Source organism: Croceibacterium ferulae (genome assembly GCF_003660445.1).
Classification (GTDB): Bacteria; Pseudomonadota; Alphaproteobacteria; order Sphingomonadales; family Sphingomonadaceae; genus Croceibacterium; species Croceibacterium ferulae.
The window spans coordinates 139,960-165,191 of record NZ_QZVQ01000007.1; the positions used below are offsets into that span (position 1 = coordinate 139,960).

General features: G+C 67.7%; 19 protein-coding genes and 1 tRNA gene. 9 read left to right on the forward strand and 11 right to left on the reverse strand.

The annotated features are described in order from the left end of the window. The first annotated feature begins 12 nt into the window (after positions 1-12). The 3 genes from D5S08_RS09555 to moaB are packed head-to-tail and all read left to right on the forward strand — an operon-like array spanning position 13 to position 3,049. Positions 13-774 carry a uracil-DNA glycosylase family protein gene (locus D5S08_RS09555; RefSeq protein WP_121117904.1) on the forward strand — a complete coding sequence of 254 codons (762 nt, stop codon included), beginning with the start codon at positions 13-15 and terminating at the stop codon, positions 772-774. After that, positions 771-2,522 (forward strand): transglycosylase SLT domain-containing protein, encoded by a 1,752-nt coding sequence (locus D5S08_RS09560; protein WP_121117906.1) that lies wholly within the window; start codon positions 771-773, stop codon positions 2,520-2,522. Before D5S08_RS09555 ends, D5S08_RS09560 begins: the two co-directional genes overlap by 4 nt. Next, complete coding sequence (moaB, locus tag D5S08_RS09565; protein WP_121117908.1) at positions 2,522-3,049, forward strand: molybdenum cofactor biosynthesis protein B; 528 nt, start codon at positions 2,522-2,524, stop codon at positions 3,047-3,049. The genes D5S08_RS09560 and moaB overlap by 1 nt, the downstream gene beginning before the upstream one ends. 21 nt (positions 3,050-3,070) lie before the next feature. Here moaB and D5S08_RS09570 read toward each other — a convergent pair whose 3' ends face one another. Next, positions 3,071-3,787, reverse strand: a complete 717-nt coding sequence (locus D5S08_RS09570; protein WP_121117910.1) for a ZIP family metal transporter — start codon at positions 3,785-3,787, stop codon at positions 3,071-3,073. A gap of 128 nt (positions 3,788-3,915) precedes the next feature. Here D5S08_RS09570 and D5S08_RS09575 point away from each other — a divergent pair, with 128 nt between their 5' ends. After that, complete coding sequence (locus tag D5S08_RS09575; protein WP_121117912.1) at positions 3,916-5,013, forward strand: PA0069 family radical SAM protein; 1,098 nt, start codon at positions 3,916-3,918, stop codon at positions 5,011-5,013. A 166-nt stretch (positions 5,014-5,179) separates the two neighbouring features. Then, positions 5,180-6,331 (forward strand): OmpA family protein, encoded by a 1,152-nt coding sequence (locus D5S08_RS09580; RefSeq protein WP_121117914.1) that lies wholly within the window; start codon positions 5,180-5,182, stop codon positions 6,329-6,331. Between the two features lie 111 nt (positions 6,332-6,442). On the opposite strand, the gene dnaE is transcribed toward D5S08_RS09580, so the two are convergent. The 6 genes from dnaE to recG form a co-directional block, all read right to left on the reverse strand. Continuing rightward, a complete protein-coding gene (gene dnaE / locus D5S08_RS09585) occupies positions 6,443-9,937 on the reverse strand; it encodes a DNA polymerase III subunit alpha (RefSeq protein WP_121117916.1) in 3,495 nt (1,164 codons plus the stop codon). 60 nt (positions 9,938-9,997) lie between these two features. Continuing rightward, a complete protein-coding gene (locus tag D5S08_RS09590) occupies positions 9,998-10,270 on the reverse strand; it encodes a hypothetical protein (protein WP_121117918.1) in 273 nt (90 codons plus the stop codon). A gap of 23 nt (positions 10,271-10,293) precedes the next feature. Beyond that, positions 10,294-10,968: an ABC transporter ATP-binding protein gene (locus tag D5S08_RS09595; protein ID WP_121117920.1), complete on the reverse strand. Its 675-nt coding sequence runs from the start codon at positions 10,966-10,968 to the stop codon at positions 10,294-10,296. After that, positions 10,961-12,202, reverse strand: coding sequence for a lipoprotein-releasing ABC transporter permease subunit (locus D5S08_RS09600; RefSeq protein ID WP_121117922.1), 1,242 nt, complete (start codon positions 12,200-12,202; stop codon positions 10,961-10,963). Before D5S08_RS09600 ends, D5S08_RS09595 begins: the two co-directional genes overlap by 8 nt. 92 nt (positions 12,203-12,294) lie before the next feature. Continuing rightward, positions 12,295-13,917 carry a mechanosensitive ion channel family protein gene (locus tag D5S08_RS09605; RefSeq protein ID WP_162301952.1) on the reverse strand — a complete coding sequence of 541 codons (1,623 nt, stop codon included), beginning with the start codon at positions 13,915-13,917 and terminating at the stop codon, positions 12,295-12,297. Positions 13,918-14,051: 134 nt separating this feature from the next. Further along, positions 14,052-16,115: an ATP-dependent DNA helicase RecG gene (gene recG / locus D5S08_RS09610; RefSeq protein WP_121117926.1), complete on the reverse strand. Its 2,064-nt coding sequence runs from the start codon at positions 16,113-16,115 to the stop codon at positions 14,052-14,054. 288 nt (positions 16,116-16,403) lie between these two features. Between recG and D5S08_RS09615 the strand changes: the two genes are divergently transcribed. Both D5S08_RS09615 and mfd read left to right on the forward strand, forming a co-directional pair. Then, positions 16,404-16,670 (forward strand): succinate dehydrogenase assembly factor 2, encoded by a 267-nt coding sequence (locus D5S08_RS09615; protein ID WP_121117928.1) that lies wholly within the window; start codon positions 16,404-16,406, stop codon positions 16,668-16,670. A gap of 36 nt (positions 16,671-16,706) precedes the next feature. Then, a complete protein-coding gene (gene mfd / locus D5S08_RS09620; RefSeq protein WP_121117930.1) occupies positions 16,707-20,225 on the forward strand; it encodes a transcription-repair coupling factor in 3,519 nt (1,172 codons plus the stop codon). A 10-nt stretch (positions 20,226-20,235) separates the two neighbouring features. Here mfd and D5S08_RS09625 read toward each other — a convergent pair whose 3' ends face one another. Continuing rightward, a complete protein-coding gene (locus tag D5S08_RS09625) occupies positions 20,236-21,534 on the reverse strand; it encodes a bifunctional diguanylate cyclase/phosphodiesterase (RefSeq protein ID WP_121118154.1) in 1,299 nt (432 codons plus the stop codon). A 100-nt stretch (positions 21,535-21,634) separates the two neighbouring features. On the opposite strand from D5S08_RS09625, the gene D5S08_RS09630 reads away from it, so the two are divergent. Both D5S08_RS09630 and D5S08_RS09635 read left to right on the forward strand, forming a co-directional pair. Further along, complete coding sequence (locus D5S08_RS09630) at positions 21,635-22,438, forward strand: NAD kinase (protein ID WP_121117932.1); 804 nt, start codon at positions 21,635-21,637, stop codon at positions 22,436-22,438. 77 nt (positions 22,439-22,515) lie between these two features. Next, a tRNA-Asn gene (locus D5S08_RS09635) sits at positions 22,516-22,590 on the forward strand. Positions 22,591-22,657: 67 nt separating this feature from the next. Here the strand turns inward: D5S08_RS09635 and D5S08_RS09640 are convergent. From D5S08_RS09640 to fabG, 3 genes are all read right to left on the reverse strand, one after another. Then, positions 22,658-22,966, reverse strand: a complete 309-nt coding sequence (locus tag D5S08_RS09640; RefSeq protein ID WP_241557335.1) for a hypothetical protein — start codon at positions 22,964-22,966, stop codon at positions 22,658-22,660. A gap of 201 nt (positions 22,967-23,167) precedes the next feature. Continuing rightward, positions 23,168-24,304, reverse strand: a complete 1,137-nt coding sequence (gene dnaN / locus D5S08_RS09645; protein WP_121117934.1) for a DNA polymerase III subunit beta — start codon at positions 24,302-24,304, stop codon at positions 23,168-23,170. Positions 24,305-24,451: 147 nt separating this feature from the next. Continuing rightward, on the reverse strand, positions 24,452-25,213 hold the full coding sequence (gene fabG / locus D5S08_RS09650; RefSeq protein WP_121117936.1) for a 3-oxoacyl-[acyl-carrier-protein] reductase: 762 nt from the start codon (positions 25,211-25,213) through the stop codon (positions 24,452-24,454). Positions 25,214-25,232 lie beyond the last annotated feature (19 nt).

A 25,232-nucleotide genomic window follows, 5' to 3' on the forward strand; every position in this document is an offset into this window, starting at 1 on the left:
GAGAGGGCCGCGATGGATGATGTTGCCGCTGCCAAAGCTCCGCTCAGCCCGGTAGACCGGATCGCCGCAGTGCTGGACTGGTGGCGCGCGGCCGGCGTGACCCAGGCCTTTCATGACGAGCCGCAGGACTGGCTGGCCCCGCCGGAGGACAAGGCCGCGTCCGCTCGCGCCGCGCTGCCCGTACCCGAAGCCCCGGCAGAGCCGCCCCCGCCCCGACTGGGCGGCGATGCGGAGCAGTGGCCCACCGACTTGGCCGGCTTCGCCGAATGGTGGCTGGCCGAACCGACCCTGCCCTTCACCGGCCGCCGGGTGCCCCCGCGCGGCGTGGCGGGCGCGGAGCTGATGGTGCTGCTCCCCATGCCGGAAAGCGAGGATGAAGCGGAGTTGCTGTCCGCCCGCCAGGGACGGCTGGTGAGCGGGATCGCCCGCGCCCTAGGCCTGACGGAGGACCAGCTCTACCTCGCCAGCGTCCTGCCGAGCCACCAGTCCCTGCCTGACTGGGCGGGGTTGCGCGAAGCGGGGCTGGACGCGGTGCTGCAGCACCATGTCACGCTCGCCCGCCCACGCCAGCTGCTGGTGCTGGGCGCAGGGGACATCCTGCCGCTGCTGGGGCACGATCCGGCGCAAGCGGCTCCCGGTATTCATCCTTTGTCTGCTGTTGGCGTGGACAAGCCCGTGCTCGCCAGCTTCGCGCCCGATGCGCTGCTGGCGCGCTGGCAATTGCGCGCGCAGCTCTGGCGCGCGCTGCTCGACTGGACGGACGGGGACGCATGATCAGGACCATTCTTGCGGGCATCGCAGCCGTTGCCATGGCCGGCACGGCGGCACAGGCGCGCACCACCTTCGATTACTACACGGGGCGCGCGCAGCTGGCGGCGACGCAGGTGCCGGCGCAGTTGAACAGCGCCGATCGCGAATATTACCGCGCGGTGTTCGCCGCGATCGACCGGCAGGACTGGTCAGGCGCGCAGGGCCTGCTGGCGCAGCGTGGCGACGGCGTGCTGCACTGGGTGGCTCTGGCCGAACTCTACACTGCCGCCGGCAGCCCGCGGGTGGAGCTGCCCGCGATCGAGGCGTGGCTGCCGCGCGGACGCAACCTGCCGCAGGCGGAGCAGTTGAGCCGGCTGGCACTGACCCGCGGCGCCACCACCCTGGTCGGCCTGCCCGCAGCCCAGCAGTTCCAGTCGCAGGGCGGAATTCCCAAGCGCATCCTGCCGTCATCGGTGAACGACGGAAGCATGCCGGCGGATGTCAGCATCGCCATTCTGGATCGGATCAAGAATGACGATCCCGACGGCGCCCGCGCTCTGCTTGACGGTGTCGACGCGCTGCTCAGCCCCCCTGCCCGTGCCGAATGGCGCCAGCGGGTGGCTTGGAGTTACTATATCGAGAACCGGGATGCCCCGGCGCTGGCCCTGGCCCGCACGGTGTCGGCCGGCGATGGTGCGTGGGTGGGCGAAGGCGAATGGACGGCGGGCCTCGCCGCATGGCGGCTGGGCGATTGCGCCGGGGCCGGCGATGCGTTCGAACGCGCCGCCTATCACGCGCACAATCCGGAACTGCGCTCCGCCGCGCAATACTGGGCCGCCCGCGCTGCCCTGCGCTGCCGCCGGCCGGATCGCAGCGCCGAACTGCTGCGCGGTGCCGCGCTGGCGGACGAGACATTGTACGGCATGCTGGCCGCCGAACAGCTCGGCACCGCGCTGCCGCAGCGGGTCGCCGGCGCCGACTTCTCGGCCGCGGACTGGCAAAAGGTCGGTGGGCAGGAGAATGTCCGGATCGCCATCGCGCTGATGGAGATCGGGCAGGACGATCTCGCCAGCGAGGTGCTGCTGCATCAGGCGCGGATCGGCGATGCGGGCGATTATGCACCGCTGTCCCGCCTGGCGCGCGACCTGGGCCTGCCTTCGACGCAGCTCTACATGGCCTACAACGCGCCGCCCGGCGGCCGCAGCGATCCGGCGGGGCACTACCCCGCCCCGCGCTGGACCCCGCTGAATGGCTGGCAGGTCGATCCCGCTTTGGCCTTCGCCCACACGCTGCAGGAATCGAATTTCCGCGCCAAGGTGGTCAGCCCGGCGCAGGCACAGGGCCTGATGCAGATCACGCCCATCACCGTGCGCCAGCACGCGCCGCGGCTGGGCTTCGATGCGGGCCAGGTGGACATCTTCGACCCGTCGGTGAACCTGGCGTTCGGGCAACAGAACCTGGCCATGCTGCGCGACAGTCCGGCGACCGGCGGCGCGCTGCCCAAGATCATGGCCGCCTACAATGCCGGGCTCACCCCGATCACCCGCTGGAACAGCGAGGTCAACGATCAGGGCGACCCGCTGCTGTACATGGAATCGATCCCCTATTGGGAGACGCGCGGCTATGTCGCCATCGTGACCCGCAATTACTGGATGTACGAACGCCAGGCGAGCGCCTCCGCCTCGCCGAGCAGGATCAGCCTGGCGCAGAACGCCTGGCCCGCCTTCCCGCAGGCCGATGGCCGCGTCTATCTCTCCGCAGGAGCACGCTGATGGCCATCGACGAAAGCCGCCTGTTCCGGCCGCTCAACATCGCGGTGCTGACCGTGTCCGACACGCGCGGGCCGGAGGATGACACGTCCGGCGACATCCTCGTCGCCCGGGTCACCGGGGCCGGCCACCAGCTGGTCGCCCGCGCGATCGAGCGGGATGACGTGAATGCCATCATGACCCGGCTGGAAAGCTGGATCGACGATCCGCTGGTGGATGCGGTCGTCAGCACCGGCGGCACCGGGCTGACCGGGCGCGACATCACGCCCGAGGCGCTGGGCCGCGTGGCCGACAAGGAGATCCCCGGCTTCGGCGAGCTGTTCCGCTGGATCAGCTACCAGACGATCGGCACCAGCACCGTGCAGAGCCGTGCGCTCGCGGTGGTTGCGCGGGGCACCTACATCTTCGCGCTGCCGGGATCGAACGGCGCGGTGAAGGATGGCTGGGACGGGATCCTGGCCGAACAGCTGGACAGCCGCAACCGCCCCTGCAACTTCGTGGAACTGATGCCGCGCCTGCAGGAACGCTGACGGGGCTTGGCGGTGCGCGGCTCAGCCGTGCACCACATCCACCAGCAGGTACATCAGGCCCAGGCCGGCCAGCGTGGCCACGGTGACGCGCAGCCGCGGGTCGCGCGCATGGCTGCGCGGCACCAGTTCGCAGGCGCCGATATACAGGAACACGCCGCCGAACAGCGCCAGCAGCAGGGCCATGTCGCCGGGCGACACCTGGATCAGCAACCCGATCATCGTGCCGGCCAGCGGCGCCGCGCCATTCACCAGCAGCCAGCGCCGGGCAAGGCGCGGGCCGGAGCGGGCCAGCGACAGGCTCACCGTGTTGATACCGTCCGCCAGATCATGCGTCAGCACGGCGGCCGCCACCAGCCAGCCGACATCGTGCGACACCTGGAAGGCGATGCCGATCATGACCCCGTCGATGAAGCTGTGCAGCGTCAGGCTGGCCGGCCCAAGATGCGCCTGCCACGCCGCCACGCCGCGCGTACCGCTGGCGGGCAGCTGGTGCAGCAGCAGGTAGGCGCCGATCCCCAGGCCAATGCAGGCGAACAGCCGATGGGCATCATGGACACCCCGCCCCAGCTCGATCGCCTCCGGGATCAGGTCGAACAGGGCCACGCCCAGGACGATGCCGGCGGCCAGTCCCAGCACCAGCGACGCCCGCGCCTTCAGCCGCAAGGCAAGCAATCCGCCGATCAGGGTGGCGGCACTGGCGGCAAGGCCGAACAGCAAGGGAAGGAGAACAGGTGGCATGGTCTGCCCTGCGCCTAGAAGATCGTTGAAGATGTGACAACGTCACGCCTGGTCGCGGCGTTGTTTTCCTGTCGCATAAGGGGACCGTCCGGCTTGCGGTAGTACGATGTTCCCCGTATGTTCCTGCTATGCCTGACAAGCCGCCATCAAAGGTTCACGGGCGCGGTGCGCAGTCGGCGGAGCTGTCGCAGCGCTTCGCCGCGCCGCAGCGCAGCACCGATGGCGACTGGCGCGATCATGTGACGCTGCTGGATGGGCCGCCGGTAAAGCTGCGCACCACGGTCACGGCGGAACATGCGCGCTCGATCCTGAGCTTCAACAGCTCGCCCGACATCGGCTTCGACCGGTCCGTCAACGCTTATCGGGGCTGCGAGCATGGGTGCATCTACTGCTTCGCACGGCCGACCCATGCCTATCACGACCTGTCTCCCGGGCTCGACTTCGAAACCCGGCTGTTCGCGAAGCCGGATGCGGCGCGATTGCTGCGGCAGGCATTGGCGCGGCGCGGTTACGTGCCCCGTCCGATCGCGATGGGCACCAACACCGATCCCTACCAGCCGATCGAGCGGGACTGGCGGCTGACCCGCGACTTGCTGCAGGTGTGCCTGGAGGCGCATCACCCGGTGACCATCACCACCAAGAGCGATCGCGTGCTGGCCGATCTCGACCTGCTGCGGCAATTGGCAGAGCGGCAGCTGACGGCGGTGGCGATCTCCGTCACCACCCTCGACCCGCGCCTCGCCGCCCTGCTGGAACCGCGCGCGCCCGCACCTGCCCGCCGGCTTGCCGCTCTCGGGCGATTGCAGGCTGCCGGGGTGCCGGTCCACTGCGCCATCTCGCCGATCATCCCTGCCATCACCGATGACGGGCTGGAGGCGATCATCGCGCGGGTGGCGGAGATCGGGGTGCTCTCCGTCGGCTATATTCCGCTGCGCCTGCCGCACGAGCTGGCGCCGCTGTTCCGGGAATGGCTGGCGGTGCATTTTCCGGATCGGGCCGCCAAGGTGATGAACATCGTCCGGTCGATGCGCGGCGGGCGCGACAACGACCCGGCGTTCTTCACGCGAATGCGTCCACAGGGGACCTGGGCACAATTGCTGAAGGCCCGATTTGGTACAGCGTGCCGCCGCGCCGGGTTGCAGCCGGTGCGGTTCGCACTCGATTGTTCCGGCTTTACAGTACCTTCCCATTGGCCGGAGGCACCAGCCCAGCGCCTGCTGTTGTGACTGCATGGTACAGCCGTACAAACTGAAGTGTGTTGTATCGCTCAGAGCAGGAACAAGCATGTTCAGACTGCGTTGGGCGCATATTCTGCACGTCTGACCGGCTTGTGGGGTAAAGGCAATTCGACGCAGGGGCCATTCGCGCCACTTGCTGGAAGGGGAAACACGAATGAACAAGCTGCTATTCGGGCTTGCGACTGCCGGGGCGGTCGTGGCCATGCCTGCTGTCGCACGCGACGGTCAGGTCTATGTCGGGCTGGAAGGCGGCGTGGTCGCGCCGGAGGATTTCAACTTCCGGCTGCAGGGCCCCTCTTCCCTGGTGTCTCCCAACGGGACCGGTGATGCGCCGACGATCCGTGCGCAGCCTGCCGACACCGGCTGGGAAGCCGGCGTGGTGCTCGGCTATGATGCCGGCATCGGCCGCCTGGAGTTCGAGGGCACCTACAAGAACTTCGGCATCGACACCCTGCTGTCTTCCGGCGGCCTGAACGGCCTGCCCGTGACCGGCGGGGCCCTGTCGAGCGGCACCTTCGACACGGACGGCAAGATGGAAGTCGTCACCGCCATGGTCAACGCGCTGGCCGATATCGGCGGCAATGACGGCATTGGCGTGTCGATCGGCGGCGGCGCCGGTATCGCGCGTGTCGACGCCCGGATGGCTGCGGAAGGCGCCACGCGCAACTTCATCACCGCGCAGGACGATGCGGCCTTCGCCTATCAGGGCCTGGCCATGCTGCGCCTGCCGATCAGCGAGCGGGTCGATCTCGGCGTGAAGTACCGGTACTTCCGCACCGCCGACCTGAGCTACACCGACACGGTCGGCCGCGAAGTCGAAGCGCAGCTGACGACCCACTCGGTCCTGGCGACGCTGCTGTTCAACCTGGGCGGGTCCGAGCCTGCTCCGCCGCCTCCGCCGCCGCCGCCCCCGCCGCCGCCTCCCCCGCCGCCGCCGCCGCCTCCGGTCGCGCAGTGCAACAGCGGGCCGTATGTGGTGTTCTTCGATTGGGACAGCGCGACCATCTCGCCCGAAGCCGCCAGCGTGCTGAACAGCGCCGTGACCGCCTATGGCAATTGCGCGAACGTGCCGATCATGCTGGCCGGCTACACCGACACCTCCGGGTCGAAGCAGTACAACCTCCGTCTCGCCGGCCGGCGTAACGAGAGCGTGCGCACCTTCCTGACCGGTCGTGGCGTTCCCGCCGCGCGCATCACCAGCGAAGCCTTCGGCGAAGCCAACCTGCGCGTCCCGACTGCGGACGGCGTGCGCGAGCTGCAGAACCGCCGGGTGGAAATCACCTACGGTCCCGGCTCCGGCCGCTAAGGCCCGTCGCCTGAAACATGAAGGGCCGGGGGAGCGATCCCCCGGCCCTTCTGTTTGCCAGGTCCATGATCAACCCGGCCTCGGCGGCATTGTCCGGATTGTGGCCAACGATCACGCCACCAGACGCAGTCGCCCCTTCATCTCGCGGCTTTGCCGTCCGGCACCGCTCTGCGGTTTCAGGGCCACTGCAGACAGGCCCGGCACCTCGGCCAGCCGTTCCACCATCTCCCCATCCAGCGCGAAGTCCCGGCCCAGGCACACCACCGGATCGCGCGTGCCATCGCCGATCCGCAGCGTCACCACGACCTCGCCCCGGTTCTTCTCCCCGGGTTGCAGCGTCTCGCGCAGGATCTGCAGCGCACTCTGGTTCTCGACCTCCAGCGTCAGCAGCATGCGCACGCTGCCGGTCACCTCGCTCAGCGGACGGGCGCCGCGTACGGTGATGCGGGGCGGTTCGTCCGGGCTGGGGCTGTCGAGTTCCACCTGCAGCAGGACGCATACATCGTCTGCCGCCCACCGCTCGAACGGTTCCACCAGCGATTCTTCGAAGCAGGCGGCGCTGAACTGCCCCGTCGCGTCGGAGAAGTCCGCCCGGATAAAGGCACCGCCCTTGCGCGTGCGCCCCTTGCTGACGCTTTCCACCAGCGCCGCCATCACGGCATTGCGGCGGCCGCTGGCCACCCCTTCGCCGATGATCGATCCATAGGAACGCGCCCCCTGTGCGGATGCCACCGCGCGGAACTGCTGCACGGGGTGGGCCGCGAAGAAGAAGCCGAAATTGTCCCGCTCCGCCGCCATCTGCTCCGCCCGCGACCAGGCCGGGGCTTCGACCAGGCGCAGCGCGGGTTCCACGTGATCGTCGCCACCGAACAGCCCGACCTGCCCGCTCGCACGTTCGCGGCTGGCGTGATCGGCGACTGCCAGCAGCATGTCGGCATTGGCCAGCACCTTGGCCCGGTTCGGCTCCATGCCGTCGAACGCTCCCGCAGCGGCGAGCCCTTCCATCTGCCGCCGGTTCATGCAGCCCGGCGGCATGCGGCGGAAGCAGTCCTCCAGATCGGCGAAACGCCCATGCGCCTGCCGCTCCGCGACGATCGCCTCCATCGCCTTCTCGCCGACATTGCGGATGCCCGCGAGCGCGTACCGTACCGCCAGCCCCTCGCCCGTCTGCTCCACCGTGAACTCCGCCTCGCTGGCATTGATGTCCGGCCCCAGCAGCGTCAGCCCGGCCCGCCGCATGTCGTCCACGAACACCGCCAGCTTTTCCGACTGGTGCATGTCGAAGCACATGGAGGCGGCGTAGAACTCCTCCGGATAATGCGTCTTCAGCCAAGCCGTCTGGTAGGACAGCAGCGCATATGCGGCGGCGTGCGACTTGTTGAAGCCATAGCCGGCGAACTTGTCGATCAGGTCGAACAGCTCGTTCGCCTTCTTTTTCTCGATCCCGCTGACCGAAAGGCACCCATCCACGAAGCGGGCGCGCTGGGCATCCATCTCCGCCTGGATCTTCTTGCCCATCGCGCGGCGCAGCAGGTCGGCGTCGCCCAGCGAGTAGCCGGCGAGGATCTGCGCGGCCTGCATCACCTGTTCCTGGTAGACGAAGATGCCGTAGGTCTCCGCCAGGATCTCCTCCAGCTTGGGGTGCGGATACTCGATTGGCGCTTCCCCGCCCTTGCGCTTCCCGAACAGCGGGATGTTGTCCATCGGCCCCGGCCGGTAGAGCGAGACGAGCGCGATGATGTCCTCGAACCGGGTGGGCTTCACCGCGGTCAGCGTGCGCCGCATGCCTTCGGATTCCAGCTGGAACACGCCCACCGTGTCGCCGCGCTTCAGCAGCGCGAACACATCGTCATCGTCCCACGGCAGGGTGGCCAGGTCGATGGTGATGCCGCGCCGGGCGAGCAGGTCCACCGCGCGCTGCAGCACGGACAGGGTCTTGAGGCCGAGGAAGTCGAACTTGACCAGCCCGGTATCCTCCACCCACTTCATGTCGAACTGGGTGACCGGCATGTCCGACCGCGGATCGCGATACAGCGGCACCAGCTGCGCCAGCGGGCGGTCGCCGATCACCACGCCGGCGGCATGGGTGGAGGAGTTGCGCGGGAACCCCTCCAGCAACATGGCCAGGTTGATCAGGCGCTTCGTCTCGTTGTCATTGTCGAACTCGCGGCGGAACTCCATCACGCCGTTCAACGACCGCTCCAGCGTCCACGGGTCGGTCGGATGGTTGGGCACCATCTTGGTCAGCCGGTCGACCTTGCCATAACTCATCTGCAGGATGCGCCCGCAGTCACGCAAGGCGGCGCGGGCCTTCAGCTTGCCGAAGGTGATGATCTGCGCGACGTGGTCATGACCATATTTGGCCTGCACATAGCGGATCACCTCGCCCCGCCGCGTTTCGCAGAAATCGATGTCGAAGTCGGGCATGGACACGCGTTCGGGGTTCAGGAAGCGTTCGAACAGCAGGCCCAGCCGGATGGGGTCCAGGTCCGTGATGGTCAGCGACCACGCGACCAGCGATCCCGCGCCCGAACCACGGCCCGGCCCGACCGGAATGCCCTGCCCCTTGGCCCATTTGATGAAATCGGCAACGATCAGGAAATAGCCAGGGAAGCCCATGCGGGTGATGACCTCGATCTCGAAGTCGAGCCGTTCGGCATAGATGCGCCGCTCATCCTCGGTCAGATCGCCATACGGTTCCAGGCGGGCGGCCAGTCCCGCTCTCGCATCCTGCGCCAGCATCAGCGCCTCGCCCTCCAGATCGCCCGCCAGGCTGGGCAGGATCGGCTTGCGCCGCGGCGGTGCGAAGGCGCAGCGTTGCGCCACGACCAGCGTGTTCTCCACCGCCTCCGGCAGGTCGGAAAACAGATCGGCCATGGTCTCCGCCGTCTTGACCCAGGCCTCCGGCATGGAACGCGGCCGGTCGGCACTGTCGATCTGGCTGGAATTGGCGATGCACAGCATGGCATCATGCGCCTTGTGCATATGCGCCTCGGCAAAATTGGCCGGGTTCGTCGCCACCAGCTGCAGGTCATGCGCATAGGCCAGTTCGATCAGGCCCTCTTCCGCCGCGTCCTCCGTCGCGTCACCGCGGCGCGCCAGCTCGACATACAGGCGCCCGGGAAAGAGCTGCGCCAGCCGCAGCAGCAGACCTTCCGCCTGGTTCGGGCGATTGGCGGCCAGCATCCGGGTCACGCCGCCCTCGCTGGCGCCGGTCAGCGCGATCAGGCCATCGGTGCGGCCGGCAAGGTCGGCCAGCGTGACATGCGGCTCCTGCTCCAGCGGGCGATGCAGGTGCGCCTGGCTGACCAGGTGGCACAGGTTCTGCCAGCCCGACTCGTCCTGCACCAGCAGCGGCAGGTGGTCGATCGTATCGCTGCCCTCGCGCACCACTCCCAGCAGCGCACCGACGATCGGTTGCACCCCTTCGCCCTTGCAGGCGGCGGCAAAGGCGCTGGCGGCGTAGAGGCCGTTACGATCGCACAGCGCGATCGCGGGAAAGCGGTTGCTCCGGGCCAGCTTGGCAATCGCCTTCGGCTCGATCGCCCCCTCCAGCATGGAATAGGAGGAGAAGACGCGAAGGGGAACGAAGCTGGCATGCATGATGCCTTGATAGGCGCCGCCGCGCCCGCGGCAAAGGGGCGCCTGCCGCTTTTCCTGCCCGTATTACAGCGGAAAGTCCGGGCGGGCGGCCAGCGACATGATTTCCGGCACGGTCAGGATGTGGTCGCCATCCTTGTAGATCACATGCGCGGCACGATCGGCTTCCGGCATGTTGCGGATCATGGCGACCATCTGCGCCAGCGTGCCGCGATACACCCCGCCGAACCCTTCCAGAATGCCGCCGCCACCCGCGAGGTGAATGGAGGCATGCGTGCTCCAGTCCACGCCTGCCGGGCTGGAGCTTTCACCCTGGATCGTGCCGGGATGGTTGGTCATCGTCGTATCGCCTTTCGCGTGAATTAGATGAGAACGCCGTCGTGCAGCCGGACCACCCGGTCCATGCGCGCAGCCAGACGTTCATTGTGGGTTGCGACCAGCGCCGCACTGCCGGTGCCGCGCACCAGATCCAGGAACTGGGCCAGCACCCGGTCGGCCGTATGCTCGTCCAGATTGCCGGTCGGCTCGTCCGCCAGCACCAGCTGCGGCCGGTTGGCCAGCGCGCGGGCCACCGCCACGCGCTGCTGCTCGCCGCCCGAAAGCTGGCTCGGCCGATGATCCAGCCGGTGTTCGAGGCCGAGCGCCGTCAGCAGCTCGCGCGCCCGTTGCTCGCCCGCCGCCCGCGCGATGCCGGACACGAGCTGCGGCAGCAGTACGTTCTCCAGCGCGGTGAAGTCGGGCAGCAGATGATGGAACTGGTAGACGAAGCCCAGATGGTTGCGGCGCATCGTCGTGCGCCCAGCCGCATCCAGCCGGCTGGCCTCCGTCCCGGCGATCGCGATGCGCCCGGCAAAGCCGCCCTCCAGCAGGCCGACCGCCTGCAGCAGCGTCGACTTGCCCGATCCAGACGGGCCGAGCAGCGCGACGATCTCGCCCGGGGCGATCGCCAGGTCGACGCCCTTCAGCACGTCGATCCGCACGCCCCCCTGTTCGAAGGAGCGGGCAAGACCTTCCAGCAGGACCACAGGCTCACTCATAACGCAGCACCTCCACAGGATCGGTGCCGGCGGCACGATAGGCCGGATACAAGGTGGCCAGGAAGCTGAGCCCCATGGCCATTCCGCAGATCATCAGCACCTCGAACGGGTCGGTCCGGCTGGGCAGCTGGGTCAGGAACCGGATCTGCGGGTCCCACAGGTTCTGGCCGGTGATCAGCTCGATCCCGCGCACGATCGGCTGCCGGAACAGCAGCACCGTGAAGCCCAGCGCCAGCCCGGCCAGCGTGCCGATGGCCCCCACGGCGGAGCCGGTGGTCACGAAGATCTTCAGCAGCGAATTGCGCGTCGCCCCCATGGTGCGCATGATCGCGATGTCGCGCGTCTTGGAACGAACCAGCATCACCAGCGACGACAGGATGTTGAACGCCGCCACCAGCACGATGATCGACAGCGCGAAGAACATCGCCACCCGCTCCACCTGCAGCGCCTCGAACAGGGTGCCGTTGATGGTGCGCCAGTCCTGCACCACCGCACGGCCGGTCAGCCGGTCGGTCAGCGGCGCCAGGATCTCGCCCACGCGATCGGCATCCTCCGTCGTCACCTCGATCATGCCGATGGAGTCGCCGGACAGCAGCAGGGTCTGCGCCTGCGGGATCGGCATGACCACGAAGGCCTGATCGTAATCATAGATGCCGATCTCGAAGATGGCGGTCACGGTGTAGCCCACCTGCCGCGGCACCGTGCCGAAGGGGGTGGAGCGCCCTTGCGGGTTGATGATCGTGATCACGTCGCCGACCCGCACGCCCAGGTTCATTGCCAGGCGCGATCCGATGGCGACATTGTCCGCACCCGGCTGGATCGTGGCGATGTCGCCCCCCACCACGCTTTCGCCGAGAGCGCCGATGTCAGCCTGGGTGTTGCCGCGCACCAGCACCGCCTCGACCCGGCCGTTGAAGGTTCCCAGCAGCGGCTGTTCGATCAGCGGGCTGGCGCTGGTGACGCCGGGCGTCGCCCGCACATCCTTCAGCACCGTCTCCCAATCATCCAGCCGACCGCCATAGGCCTGAATGATCGCATGGCCGTTCAGCCCCACGATCTTGTCCAGCAATTCGGCGCGGAAGCCGTTCATCACGCTCATCACGACGACCAGCATGGCGACGGACAGCATGACCACGCCGATGGAGATGGACGCCACCAGCGCGATCACCGCCTCGCCGCGGCCAGGCAGCATGTAGCGTTTGGCAATGGTCCATTCGAAGGGGGACAGGATCAAGGGCGGGCTTCTTTGCGGCGGATGGAGACGCGGCGATCTAGCAGCTTTGCCGCCCAGCGGAAGGGGGCGGCGCCCCCGTCCCCGTAATTGGCTCAGCCATCATTGGCCGGATCGGCGGCATCGCCGCCGGTGCCGGACTTCGCCACGGGCAGGTCATTGCCGAACACGATCGTGCGCGTCGGGAACGCGATGCCGATGCCGGCTTCCTCGAACCGTTCTAGAATGGTGAGCAGCAGTTCCTCGCGATGGATCAGGCTTTCGGCGAAGTCGGGCACGTCGATGTAGGAGAAGACCTCGATATCCAGCGAACTGGCGCCGAAATCCTTCAGCCGGGCACGCGGGTTCTCGGCAACCTTCTCGTGCTCTTCCAGGGTTCGCGCCACGATCTGCACGGCTTCGCGCACCTTGGCGGCGGGAAGGCCATATTCGATGCCGATCACCGGATTGAACAGGAAGCGTTCGCGGACGGAGTAGTTCTCGATCTGCTGCGACGACAGGTCGCCATTGGGAATGGTGACGATCGTACGGTCATTGGTGCGGATGCGGGTGGACCGGATGCCCACATCCTCCACCGTGCCCACCACGCTGCCGACCTTGACGAAATCGCCCACCTGCGCCGGCTTGTCGACGATCACCGTCACGCTGCCGACCAGGTTCTCCACCGTCTTCTGCGCGCCCAGCGCCAGCGCGATACCGCCGATACCCAGGGCCGCCACGCCGGTGGTGACGTCGATGCCGAACGTGTCCAGCACCGCGATGAACACAAAGGCGAGCAGGATGATCTTGACCACCCGCCGCATCAGCGAAACGACGGAGATCACCTGCCGCCGCTCATGCCGCTGCATCCGCACGATGGTCAGGTCCGACACCGCATTCACCAGCCGCAGGCCGAACCACACCAGCGCAATCAGCGCGACCACGCCGGTATAGCGCAACAGCAATTGTCGCGCGACGATGGAAGCGGGCAGCTCCTCCGCCCAGACATAGAAGATGCCGCCGGCAACCAGCAGGCTGACAGGCGGCAGCGCGGCGTTGAGCGCGCGATAGAACAGGCTGGTCTGCGGATCGGCAATGGTCCGCTTGGCCAGGGCGAGCAGCAGGCGCGCGATCAGGTACAGCCCCACGAACAGGACCAGTGCCGCGCCGATCAGCAAGGCCCAGTCACGCACGGGCGCGCCGGCCAGCATCACGCGGTCCTCCGTCGGCTCCGCCTCCGCGGCAACCCGCGCGACTTCCCGGGTGGCGAGCTGGGTCACCGTGTCGGGCGAGATGCGCCAGACCGGGGCGGTGCTGCCCTCCTCAGTCGTCGAGAGGCTGAGGATGATCGGCACGGTTTCCGGGCCGATATTCAGTTCGCCGACCCGTTCCTCTTCCAGTGCGAGGCCGTCATCCGTCCGTCCCGTCGGATCGTTGGACAGGCTGCCGAAGGGCTGCAACTTGCCGCCACTGTCCAGCAGCGTCCGCAGCCGCTCCGCCAGCGTGGCGGCGCGGGCGCGCTGCTGGTCCGTCTCCAGCGGGACCGAGAAGTACTGCGCCGCGCGATTGTAATCGCCTTCGCCCAAGGCAGTCAGCAAGGCCGTCACCGATGCGCGCGGCGTCAGCCGGTCGTAGGGATCGACGATCTGCGCCACGGCCGCCTCTGCCGCGGCATCGGCATCTTGCGCGATTGCAGCCGCAGGAAGGATGACGAGCAGCAGGGCAAGCAGATGGGTCAACAGGCGCAGGGGCAAGAAGCGGTCTCCCGGAGGTTGGCGGTTGCAGAACGACCAGTGCCGCATCCCGCCAACCGCTGACAAGGTCAACCGGGCAGGTTGCCGGTCCGTTCCCCACGGCAGCCGGGCCGAGCCGATCAGCCGCCGCGCAGCAATTGCACGCCCCAGTCGCGTTCCAGCAGGTAGAGCAGGATGCGCGCCGCCGCGCCGCGCGGCCCGGTCAGCCCGCCATCGCGCTCCAGCAGCAGGCGGGCATCATCCTGCGCCATCTGCCCCATGCGCGCCGTCTGCTCCAGCGTGGCGATACGGAACGCCTCCTCGCCCGATTGCCTTGTGCCCAGGATCTCGCCGCCGCCGCGCAGGCGCAGATCCTCCTCCGCCAGGCGGAAGCCGTCCTGCGTCTCGCGCATCAACGCCAGCCGCTCGCGCCCGACCTCCGAAAGCGCATCGCCGCGCAGCAGCAGGCAGGTGCTCTTGCCACTGCCCCGCCCCACCCGGCCGCGCAACTGGTGCAGCTGGGCCAGTCCGAAGCGTTCGGCCTGCTCGATCACCATCAGCGTGGAATTGGGCACATCCACTCCGACCTCGATCACCGTGGTCGCCACCAGCAGCTTGGCCCGGCCGCTGGCGAAGCGCTCCATCGCCGCGTCCTTCTCCTCCGGCCGCAGCTGCCCATGGACCAGTTCCACCGCCTCGCCGAACCGCTCCTTCAACGATGCGTAGCGTGCCTCGGCCGCGGCCAGATCGTCGTTCTCGCCCTCGTCCCGCACCATGGGGCAGACCCAATAAGCCTGGCTGCCCGCCTCCAGGTGCCGGGCCAGCCCGTCCACCACGTCACCCAGCCGGTCCAATGCCACCACCCTTGTGTCGATCGGCTGCCGGCCGGGGGGCAGTTCGTCTAGGCGCGAGACGTCCATCTCGCCATATTGCGCCAGCACCAGCGTGCGCGGGATCGGCGTTGCGGTCATGGCCAGCACATGCGGCGTGCGGCGCCCCTTCTGCGTCAGCAGCAGGCGCTGCCCCACGCCGAAGCGATGCTGCTCGTCGATCACCACCAGCCCCAGATTGCGATAGCTGACACTGTCCTGGAAGATGGCGTGCGTGCCGACCAGGATGTCGATCGTGCCATCCAGCAGGCCCATCAGGATGCTTTCGCGCGGGCGCCCCTTGTCCCGCCCGGTCAGCAGCGCGACCGTGGCTCCGGTCGGCGCGGCCATCCGGCGCAGCGTCTCGTAATGCTGGCGGGCGAGGATCTCGGTCGGCGCCAGCATCGCCGCCTGCGCGCCGCTTTCGACCGCGGTCAGCATGGACAGCAGCGCCACCACCGTCTTGCCCGCGCCCACATCGCCCTGCAGCAGGCGCAGCATCGGGGCTTCCTGCGCCAGATCCCCCGCGATCTCCGCCACCGATCGTTGCTGTGCACCGGTCAGCGGGAATGGCAGCTGCAGCCTGCCCGTCAGCCGCCCGTCCCCCGCCAGCGCCTGCCCCCGCCGCTTGCGGTTGTCCGCCCGCACCAGCAGCAGCGCCAGCGCATTGGCCAGCAATTCGTCATAGGCCAGCCGGTCCCGCGCGCCGGCATTCTCCTCCCGATGCGCGGCTGCGATCGCGTTGCGCCATGCAGGCCAGCCGGCACGTTCCAGCACGCCGGGCTCCACCCATTCGGGCAGGTCCGGACAGCGCGACAGCGCCTGTTCCGCAAAGCTGGCGATGCGCGGCTGGGTCAGCCCTTCCGCCAGGCGATAGATCGGCTCCATCTGCCTGGCCGTGGCGCTCTCGCTGCTGTCCGCCACGTGGTCCGGGTGCACGATCTGCAGCATCTGCCCATACTGGTCCAGCCGCCCCGCCACCCACCGCCGCTCCCCCACCGGCAGCGCCTTGCGCGCGCTGAAGGCGGCCTTGCCGAACCAGGTGAGCGCGATGACATTGCCGATCGCGTCCTGCGCCAGGATGCGAAATGGCGCGCGCGGACTGGGGCTGCCGCGATGCTCGATCACCGTCAGCGCCACCACGATCTGCTCGCCCACCGTGGCCGCATCCAGATCCGGCACGGCGCGGCGGCTGACGAAGCGTTCGGGCAGGTGGTAGGCCACGTCCCGCACCCGCGCCAAGCCGAGCCGTTCCAGCGGCTTCTTCAGCTTGGGGCCGACGCCGTCCAGACTTTCGATCTCGGCAAACAGGGGATTGAGCAAATCAGGGCGCATGGCTGGATCGCCTTTGCCTCCGGGGTGACCCGATGGGCAAGCGCTTTGGGCGGCACCGGCGAACGGCGGCGATGCCCGGCCGCTTTCCTACACGCCGCCCCGTCCCTAATGCGCAGGCTCCGGCATCATGAAAGGCAGGTGAGTTCCGCCGAAAAAACAACCGCTTGGAGGTGCCGGCTTCGTTCACCAGAACAGTGTCAATTGTGTCAACTTCGCCCACGACGCGGGCGAATCACGGACCCTCCTCTGCGCGTGACCAACTGCGCCCGACCTGCTAGGCGCGCCTGCATGAGCGACATCTTCAAGGCCCGCCTTGCCCGGGCCAAGTTTCGTGCCTGGCACCGCGGCACGCGGGAGGCGGACTACATGATCGGCGGCTTCTTCAACCGCTATCATCCGAGTTGGGCCGAGGCCGAACTCGCCTGGTTCGAGGCGCTGCTTGAAGAGGAAGACGTGGACATCATGGCTTGGGCGCTGGGCACGCAGGCGGTGCCGCCCGAGTTCGCCGGCCCGCAGATGATCGCCTTCACCAAACTCGATTACGTCACCATCTGAGGAACTTGGCTGCCCTTGCGCGCTTGAACGATCCGCATGCCTGACCTTTCCCGCATCCTGAAGGCCAAGCGGCCGCTCACCCTCGCCTCCCTTCCCCGCGGCGCGCAGCCGCTGGTGCTGGCCGATCTCGCCCGCAGCGCCAAGGCGCAGGGCGGGCGCGCCGTGTTCATCGCACCGGACGAGCAGGCCATGCGCGCGATCACCGATGCGACGCACTGGTTCGCGCCGGAGCTGCAGGTGATCGAGTTCCCTGCCTGGGACTGCCTGCCCTACGACCGCGCCAGCCCCGCCCTGTCGGTCAGCAGCCGGCGACTGTCTGCCCTGCACCAGCTGCAGCGCGAAAGCACCGACGGGCAATTGCTCGTCACCACGATCAACGCCGTCCTGCAACGCGTGCTCACCCCCTTCCGCATCCGGGAGGCCGTGCGCGAGCTCAAGCCGGGTGTCCGCATCGGGCACGAGAGCCTGGCCGCGCTGCTGCGGCGGCAGGGGTACAGCCGCACCGACACGGTGATCGACACCGGGGAGTTCGCGGTCCGCGGATCGATCTTCGACATCTTCCCCAGCGGCCTGGAAGAAGGTCTCCGGCTCGACTTCTTCGATGACGAGCTGGAATCCCTGCGGCTGTTCGATCCATCGACCCAGCGCACCACCAGGACGATCGAGCACCACCTGCTGCTGCCCGCCAGCGAGGCGTTGCTGGATGACGAGACGATCAAGCGGTTCCGCACCCGGTACCGCGAGATGTTCGCCGCCCATGCCACGCAGGACCCGCTGTACCAGGCGGTCAGCGACGGGCGCCGGCTGGCCGGCATGGAACACTGGCTGCCCTTGTTCGAGGACAAGCTGTCCACCCTGTTCGATCATCTGGGCAAGAACGACCTGGTCGCGGTGGAGAATGGTGCGCTGACCGCCGCGGACGAGCGGCTGGGCGACATCGCGGACTATCATCGCCAACGCGCCGAAGGCGGCGGGCCCGCCACCGGCGCCTACCGCCCGCTGCCGCAGGATGCCCTGTATCTGGACGCGGACGAACTGGCCCGCGCCGTCGAAGCCTGGCCAATTCACCGCGTCTCCATCTTCGCCGAGCCGGAAAGCGACAAGGTGGTCGATTTCGGCTTCCGTTCCGCCCGCGACTTCACGCCCGAACGCGGCCAGGGCAGCAATGTCTACGAAGCGGCAGCCGCGCACCTCAAGCTCGTCGGCAAGAGCGGCCGGCGCCCGCTGCTGGCCGCCTATTCCCCCGGATCGCTCAGCCGCATCACCTCCATCATCGCGGAGGCCGGCACCAGCACCAAGATCGCCGGCACTTGGCAGGATGCGCTGGGCCTGTCTGCCCCAAAAGGTTCAGGTTCGGGCACGCCGGTGGCCATGGTGCTGCCGCTCGACACCGGCTTCGCCAATAACGAGCTGGAGCTGATCACCGAGCAGGATCTGCTGGGCGACCGACTGGTCCGCCGCCGCAAGAAGCGCAAGGATGCCGACGCTTTCCTGGCCGAACTGTCCGCGCTGAACCAGGGCGACCTGGTGGTGCATCTGGATCACGGCATCGGCCGCTATATCGGGCTGGAGCCGATCACGGTGGGCGAAAGCCAGCACGATTGCGTCCGGCTGGAATATGCCGGCGGCGACAAGCTGTTCATACCGGTCGAGAACCTGGAGGTTCTGACCCGCTACGGCAGCAGCGAGGAAGCGGTCGCGCTGGACCGTCTGGGCGGCGAGGCATGGCAGAAGCGCCGCGCCCGGCTGAAGGAGCGTATCCAGGCGATCGCCGGCGATCTGATGCAGACCGCGGCCGAGCGTGCCCTGCGCCGCGCCCCCGTGCTGGAGCCGGAAGAGGCCAGCTGGCGCCAGTTCCTCGACCGCTTCCCCTGGGAGGAGACGGAGGATCAGGACCGCGCGATCGAGGACGTGCTGGGCGATCTTGCCGAGGGCAAGCCGATGGACCGGCTGGTGTGCGGCGATGTCGGCTTCGGCAAGACGGAGGTCGCGTTGCGCGCCGCCTTCGTGGCCGCCATGCAGGGCCAGCAGGTGGTGATGGTGGCGCCCACCACCCTGCTGGCGCGGCAGCATTACAAGAACTTCGCCGAACGCTTTGAAGGCTTCCCGCTGAAGATCGGGCGGCTGAGCCGGCTGGTGACCGCCAAGGAACAGAAGGACACGCGCGACGGGCTGGCCGACGGCACGATGGATGTCGTGATCGGCACCCATGCGATTCTGTCCAAGACCACGAAGTTCAAGAATCTGGGCCTGGTGATCGTGGACGAGGAGCAGCGCTTCGGCGTCACGCACAAGGAGAAGCTGAAGCAGCTGCGCGCCGATGTGCATGTGCTGACGCTGACCGCCACCCCCATCCCCCGCACGTTGCAGATGGCGATGAGCGGCCTGCGCGAACTGTCCACCATCCAGACGCCTCCGGTCGATCGGTTGGCCGTGCGCACCTATGTGATGGAATGGGACGATATCGTGATCCGCGAGGCGCTGATGCGCGAACATCATCGTGGCGGTCAGAGCTTTGTCGTCGTGCCGCGCATCGCCGACATGGAGCCGCTGGAGCAATGGCTGCGCGACTACGCGCCGGAGATAAAGTTCGTCTCCGCCCACGGCCAGATGGCACCGACCGAGGTGGAGGAGCGCATGAGCGCTTTCTACGAAGGGAAGTACCAGGTGCTGCTGTCCACCACCATCGTGGAAAGCGGCATCGACATTCCCAGCGCCAACACCATCATCATCCACCGCGCGGACCGCTTCGGGCTGGCGCAGCTGTACCAGCTGCGCGGCCGCGTGGGCCGCGCCAAGCTGCGCGCCTATGCCTACCTGACCTACGACAAGGACAACCAGCTGTCCGCCGTCGCGGAAAAGCGCTTGAAGGTGCTGGGCGATCTCGACAGCCTGGGTGCCGGGTTCCAGCTGGCGAGCCACGACCTCGATATTCGCGGTGCCGGCAACCTGCTGGGGGACGAACAGTCCGGCCATATCAAGGAAGTCGGGTTCGAACTCTACCAGTCGATGCTGGAGGATGCGATCCTGGCGGCCAAGGCCGGAGAGGCGGGGATCGGGCGGTCACCGTCCGATGGTCTCAGCCCGCAGATCACCGTCGATGCGCCCATCATGATTCCGGAGGACTACGTCCCTGACCTGGCCGTTCGGATGGCGCTGTACCGCCGCCTGAACGATGCCAAGGAAGGCCGCGAGGTAGAGGCGATGGCGGCCGAGATGATCGACCGCTTTGGCCCGCTGCCGCCCGCCACGGCCAACCTCGTCAAGCTGATCGAGATCAAGCACCAGGCGATCACCGCATGCATCTCCAAGATCGACGTGGGTGCGCGCGGCACGCTGGTCTCGTTCCACAATGACAGCTTCCCCGACCCAATGGCCCTGGTCGGCTATGTCGAGCGGCTGAAGGGCACGGCCAAGCTGCGCCCCGACAACAAGCTGGTCATCAACCGGGCGTGGGGCGATCCGCAGAGCCGGCTGAACGGCCTGTACCAGCTGACCAAGGGGCTCAGCACCATCGTCCGCAAGGCAGCGGCAAAGGCGGCGGTGCCGGCGTAAGGCCGGCCCGTCAGCGTAGCGCGAGCGCAGCCAGATCCGCGCCGGTCAGCGGCGGGGCTCCCAGGAAGCCCTGCCAGATCGCGCATCCCTCAGCCGCCACGGCCGCACGCTGCGCCTCGGTCTCGATCCCTTCGGCCACCACGACCAGGTCCAGCGCCCTCGCCATGGCGACGATGCCGCGCAATACGGCCAGATCGCGGGCATCATCCACGATCCCTTCCACCATGCTGCGGTCCAGCTTCAGATAGTGGATCGGCAGCAGCTTGAGATAAAGGAAGTTGCAGAAGCCGGCGCCGAAATCGTCCAGCGCGATCCGCACGCCGCTCCTCGCCAGCTCCCGCAGCTGCGTGGCGGATGCCTCCAGATCGGACACCAGCGACTGCTCCGTAATCTCCAGCGTCAGCCGCGCGGGCGGAAAACCGCCCTCGGCCAGGGCGAGTTGCAGCCGTTGTGTGAAGTCGGATGCGGCCAGCTCGTCCGCAGTGACGTTCAGCGACAGCCGCAGGTGATCCGGCCAGCGGGCGGCGGTTGCCAGCGCCATTCTGGCCAGGTGACGGGACAGGGGCGCGACATGGTCGGCCCGCTCCGCTATCGCGAACAGATCGATCGCGCCCAGTCGGCCCAGCTCCGGATGGCGCCAGCGCGCCAGCGCCTCGGCACCGACCAGCCTGCGGTCTGCGGAACTGTATTGTGGCTGGAACAGGACCTCGATCTCGTTGCGGTCCAGCGCGGGCAGCAGATCCGCCTCCAGCTGCCGGGCGAGCGGTTCGGCCAGCGCCATAACGCCGTCGGCCCACAACAGCCTCCGCGCCGGCTGTTCGCTCGCCCGGTCCAGCGTGTTGGCCAGCCGGCCCAGGATCAGGTCGGGCGCCACGTCCGCCGGGCTGCGCAGCAGGGCGATACGCGGCCACAGGCGCACCGTGCCGCCGCCCGCATCCGCGATCGGCTCCGCCATGATCAGCGCGATCTGTTCCGCCAGACCTTGCCACTGTTCCCGCCCCATCGCCGCATGCACCGCCAGCAGGAAGTTGCCGCCGCCGATCCGGGCGAGCAGGTGATCGGCCGGGCAATGCCGGTCCGCGAACTCCGTCAGCCGGGCTGCCACCTGTGCCAGCGTCCGGTCGCCCGCTGCAACGCCATAGGCAAGGTTGACGGAAGGGAGACTCCGAAACCGCAGCAGCATCGCATGTACGCAGACCCCGCGCTCGGACAGGCCCGTCGCTGCCTGCTGCCATTCGGCCAGTCGCCTGCGCGCGGCATCGGGGCCGATCAGGCCGGTCAATCTGTCTCGGTCCGTACGCGTCGTCATGGCAGCCTGTGTCCACGTGCCATGCCGCAATCCGGCCTGCATCGGAGCCCGCATACTATGGTGCGTTGCAAAACGATAATGGCGAGATAGGGTTGTGCTTATGGGAGACACCGAGCGCGAAAACGTCACGCCGTCGCAGCGCCTCGCGCTGTTCACCTCGTCCACACCACGCGGGCAGGAGGTCGCCGCGGTGCTGCGCAGCACGGCCGATTGGTGCGCGCTGGAGGACGCGGACATTGTGGTGGTGATCGGTGGTGACGGCACCATGCTTGATGCGCTGCATCACATGATGAGCACCGATCGCGTCCGCCCGGTCTATGGCGTGAATGCGGGCACGGTCGGCTTCCTGATGAACCGCTACCACCGTGCCATGAACATCGTCGACCGGCTCCATCATGCGCGCAGCGTCGCCGTGTCCCCGCTGATGGTGGAAGCCGTCACCCGATCGGGCGAGATCCACCGCGTCTACGCCATCAACGAATTGTCGTTGCTGCGCGAAACGCGGCAGACGGCCAAGATCGAGATCAGCGTGAACGACCGGGTGCGGATCCCCGAGCTGGCGGGTGACGGCGTGCTGCTGGCGACACCTGTCGGCTCCACCGCCTACAACTTTTCCGCCAGCGGGCCGATCCTGCCGCTCGATTCGCAGATGCTGGCGCTGACGCCGATCAGCCCGTTTCGCCCACGCCGCTGGAAAGGCGCGATCCTGCCGGACCGCAGCCGTGTGACGTTCCGCGTGCTGGAGCCGGACAAGCGCCCGGTCTCCGCCGTGGCCGACCAGACGGAGCTGCGCGACATCGCGGAAGTCCGTCTCGCTATCGCACGGGAACGGGAGATGACGCTGTTGTTCGACCCCGGTCACGCGCTGGACGAACGGATCGTGGCCGAACAATTCGCACATTAGCGCCTGAGGCGAAAAAGGGGTGTTGCCAAAGGCCGCGGCGCTTCATATAGGCGCACCCCTGCCCGGCAACGGGCTGCTCCCCGATAGCTCAGCGGTAGAGCATTCGACTGTTAATCGAATGGCCGTAGGTTCGAATCCTACTCGGGGAGCCACTTTCCACCAGCGACAAAAGCCCGGCCGGCCTCTCCTCGCGGAGAGCGCGGCAGCCGGTCCGTGCGGTCAGCGCTCGCCGGTCGCGGCGAAGCGCAGCTTCTCCGCATCACCGACCTTCTCGTCGCCCGAGAACAGCTCATCCAGGCGACGGCAGACGTCGCTGCGGAACTGGGTACGGGGGATGGAGCGCGGACAGGTCAGCGCCACCTCGTCCGCGACGGTGGTCTTGATGCGTTCGATTGCGGCATCCTCCAGCGCGCCGGCCTGCCGCAATTCCTTGCACAGCTGGACAAAGCCCGCCGCTGTCGCTTGCGCACGCAGCCCGACATTCACCAGTTCAAAGTGCATGTCGCGCTGATCGACTTGTTTTTCCACGGTGATTCTCCTCCGGAAACAACTGGTCAACGCATGGTCGACCCGTTAGGCATCGGAGGCAAGTCGGTTTGTGGCGATTGTGCGACAGGTGTCGGAGCGTCGCAGCAATCTACGGCCGAGCGACGCAACCGCCTCTCGGCCGGCAATTGCCGGATCATTCCGGCAGGAGGCAGGGCGGCCCGTTGAGCCCGCCCTGCCAGCCTATACGCGCATCGGCATCAGCACGTACAGCGCAGGCGACTTCTCGTCCTGGCGGATCAGCGTGGGGGCGTTGGGATCGGCCAGGTGCATCTCCACCGTGTCGCCGTCGATCTGGCCCAGGATGTCCTTCAGGTAATTGGCATTGAAGCCGATTTCCAGCGATTGCGCGGTGTAGCTGGCGGGGACTTCTTCCGCAGCCGTGCCATTGTCGGGGCTGGTGACGGACAGGGTCACCCGATCGGTGTCGAGCCCCATCTTCACTGCTCGGGTCTTCTCCGTGGCGATGGTCGCCACGCGATCCACGCCTTCGTAGAAGGAGCGCGGGTCAATCTTCAGCAGCTTGTCGTTCGCCGTCGGGATCACGCGGCTGTAATCGGGGAAGGTGCCGTCGATCAGCTTGCTGGTCAGGATCACCCCGCCCTCGCCGCCCAGCGTGAAGCGGATCTTGCTGGCGGACAGGTCGATCTCGACATTGTGCTCGAGCGCTTCCTCCAGCAGCTTGCGCAGCTCGGCCACGCATTTGCGCGGGATGATCACGTCCGGCATGCCTTCCGCGCCGTCAGGCCGCGGGAGGGTGAAGCGCGCCAGCCGGTGGCCATCCGTTGCCGCCGCACGCAGCAGCGGGCCACCGTTGCCGCCATCATCGCTGACATGCAGGAAGATGCCGTTCAGGTAATAACGCGTCTCTTCCGTGGAGATGGCGAAGCGCGTCCGGTCGATCATCTCGGCCAGCTGCTTGGCCGGCAGTTCGAAGCTGGTCGGCAGGTCGCCTTCCACGATGGACGGGAAATCGTCGCGCGGCAGGGTCGGCAGCTGGAACCGGCTGCGGCCGGCTTTCACCGTCATGCGGTTGTCGGCTGTCTCCAGGCTGACCTCCGCGCCGTCGGGCAGCTTGCGGGCGATGTCGAACAGCAGATGCGCCGACACGGTGATCGCGCCGCCGCTTTCCACCGCATTGGCCTGCACGCTTTCCACCACCTGCAGGTCCAGGTCGGTCGCCATGATCTTGACCGTGCCATCGCCCGCCGCCTCGATCAGGACGTTGGACAGGATCGGGATGGTGTTGCGGCGCTCCACCACGGATTGCACATGGGACAGGCAGCGAAGCAGCTTCGCGCGTTCGATTCTGGCCTTCATGACGTGACTTCAACCCCTCTCAGGCCGGGCGATACAGCTGCCGCAGCCTATAAAAGACGACCTCCATCCTTAACGCGGGTGGGTTTCGCGGCAAGCCGGAATGGCGCGCCATCCGCATAGGCTGGGGATAAACGGCGCTGCGGCCGGTCAGATCATCGCCATGCCGCCATTCACATGCAGCGTCTGACCGGTGACATAGCCGGCCTCCCGGCTGGCGAGATAGGCCACCGCGGCGCCGATCTCGTCGCCTTCGCCCATCCGGCCCATGGGGATCCGCTCGTTGAGCTTGGCCTTCTGCGCGTCAGCCAGTGCATCGGTCATGGCGGTGCGGATGAAGCCCGGTGCCACGCAGTTCACCGTCACCCCGCGCGCGGCCAGCTCCGCCGCCAGGCTCTTGCTCATTCCGGTCAGCCCCGCCTTGGCGGCGGCATAGTTCATCTGCCCCGGATTGCCGGTGGTGCCGACAATGGAGGTCACGGAGATGATCCGGCCGAAGCGCGCCTTCATCATCGGGCGCGACGCAGCGCGCATCAGGCGGAACGCCGCCTCCAGATTGATGCGGATCACCTCGTCCCACTCCTCGTCCTTCATGCGCATCGCCAGGTTGTCCCGCGTGATGCCCGCATTGTTGACCAGGATGTCCAGCTTGCCGAACGTGTCGAGCGCGGCCGGCACCAGCTCCTCTACCTGAATGGCGTCAGACAGGTTGCAGGTGATCTCCACATGGTCCTCCGCCTCCCGCGGAGGACAGGCCGCGTTCAGCTCCTCGCGGAAGGCGCGCAGCTTGGCCGGGTTGCTGCCGCTGAGCGCAAGACGCGCGCCATTGGCGGCGAGTGCGCGGGCCACGGCCGAGCCGATCCCTCCGCTGGCGCCGGTGACGAGGGCGGTCATTCCGGTAAGGTCGAACATGCTGATGCTCCTTGTCAGG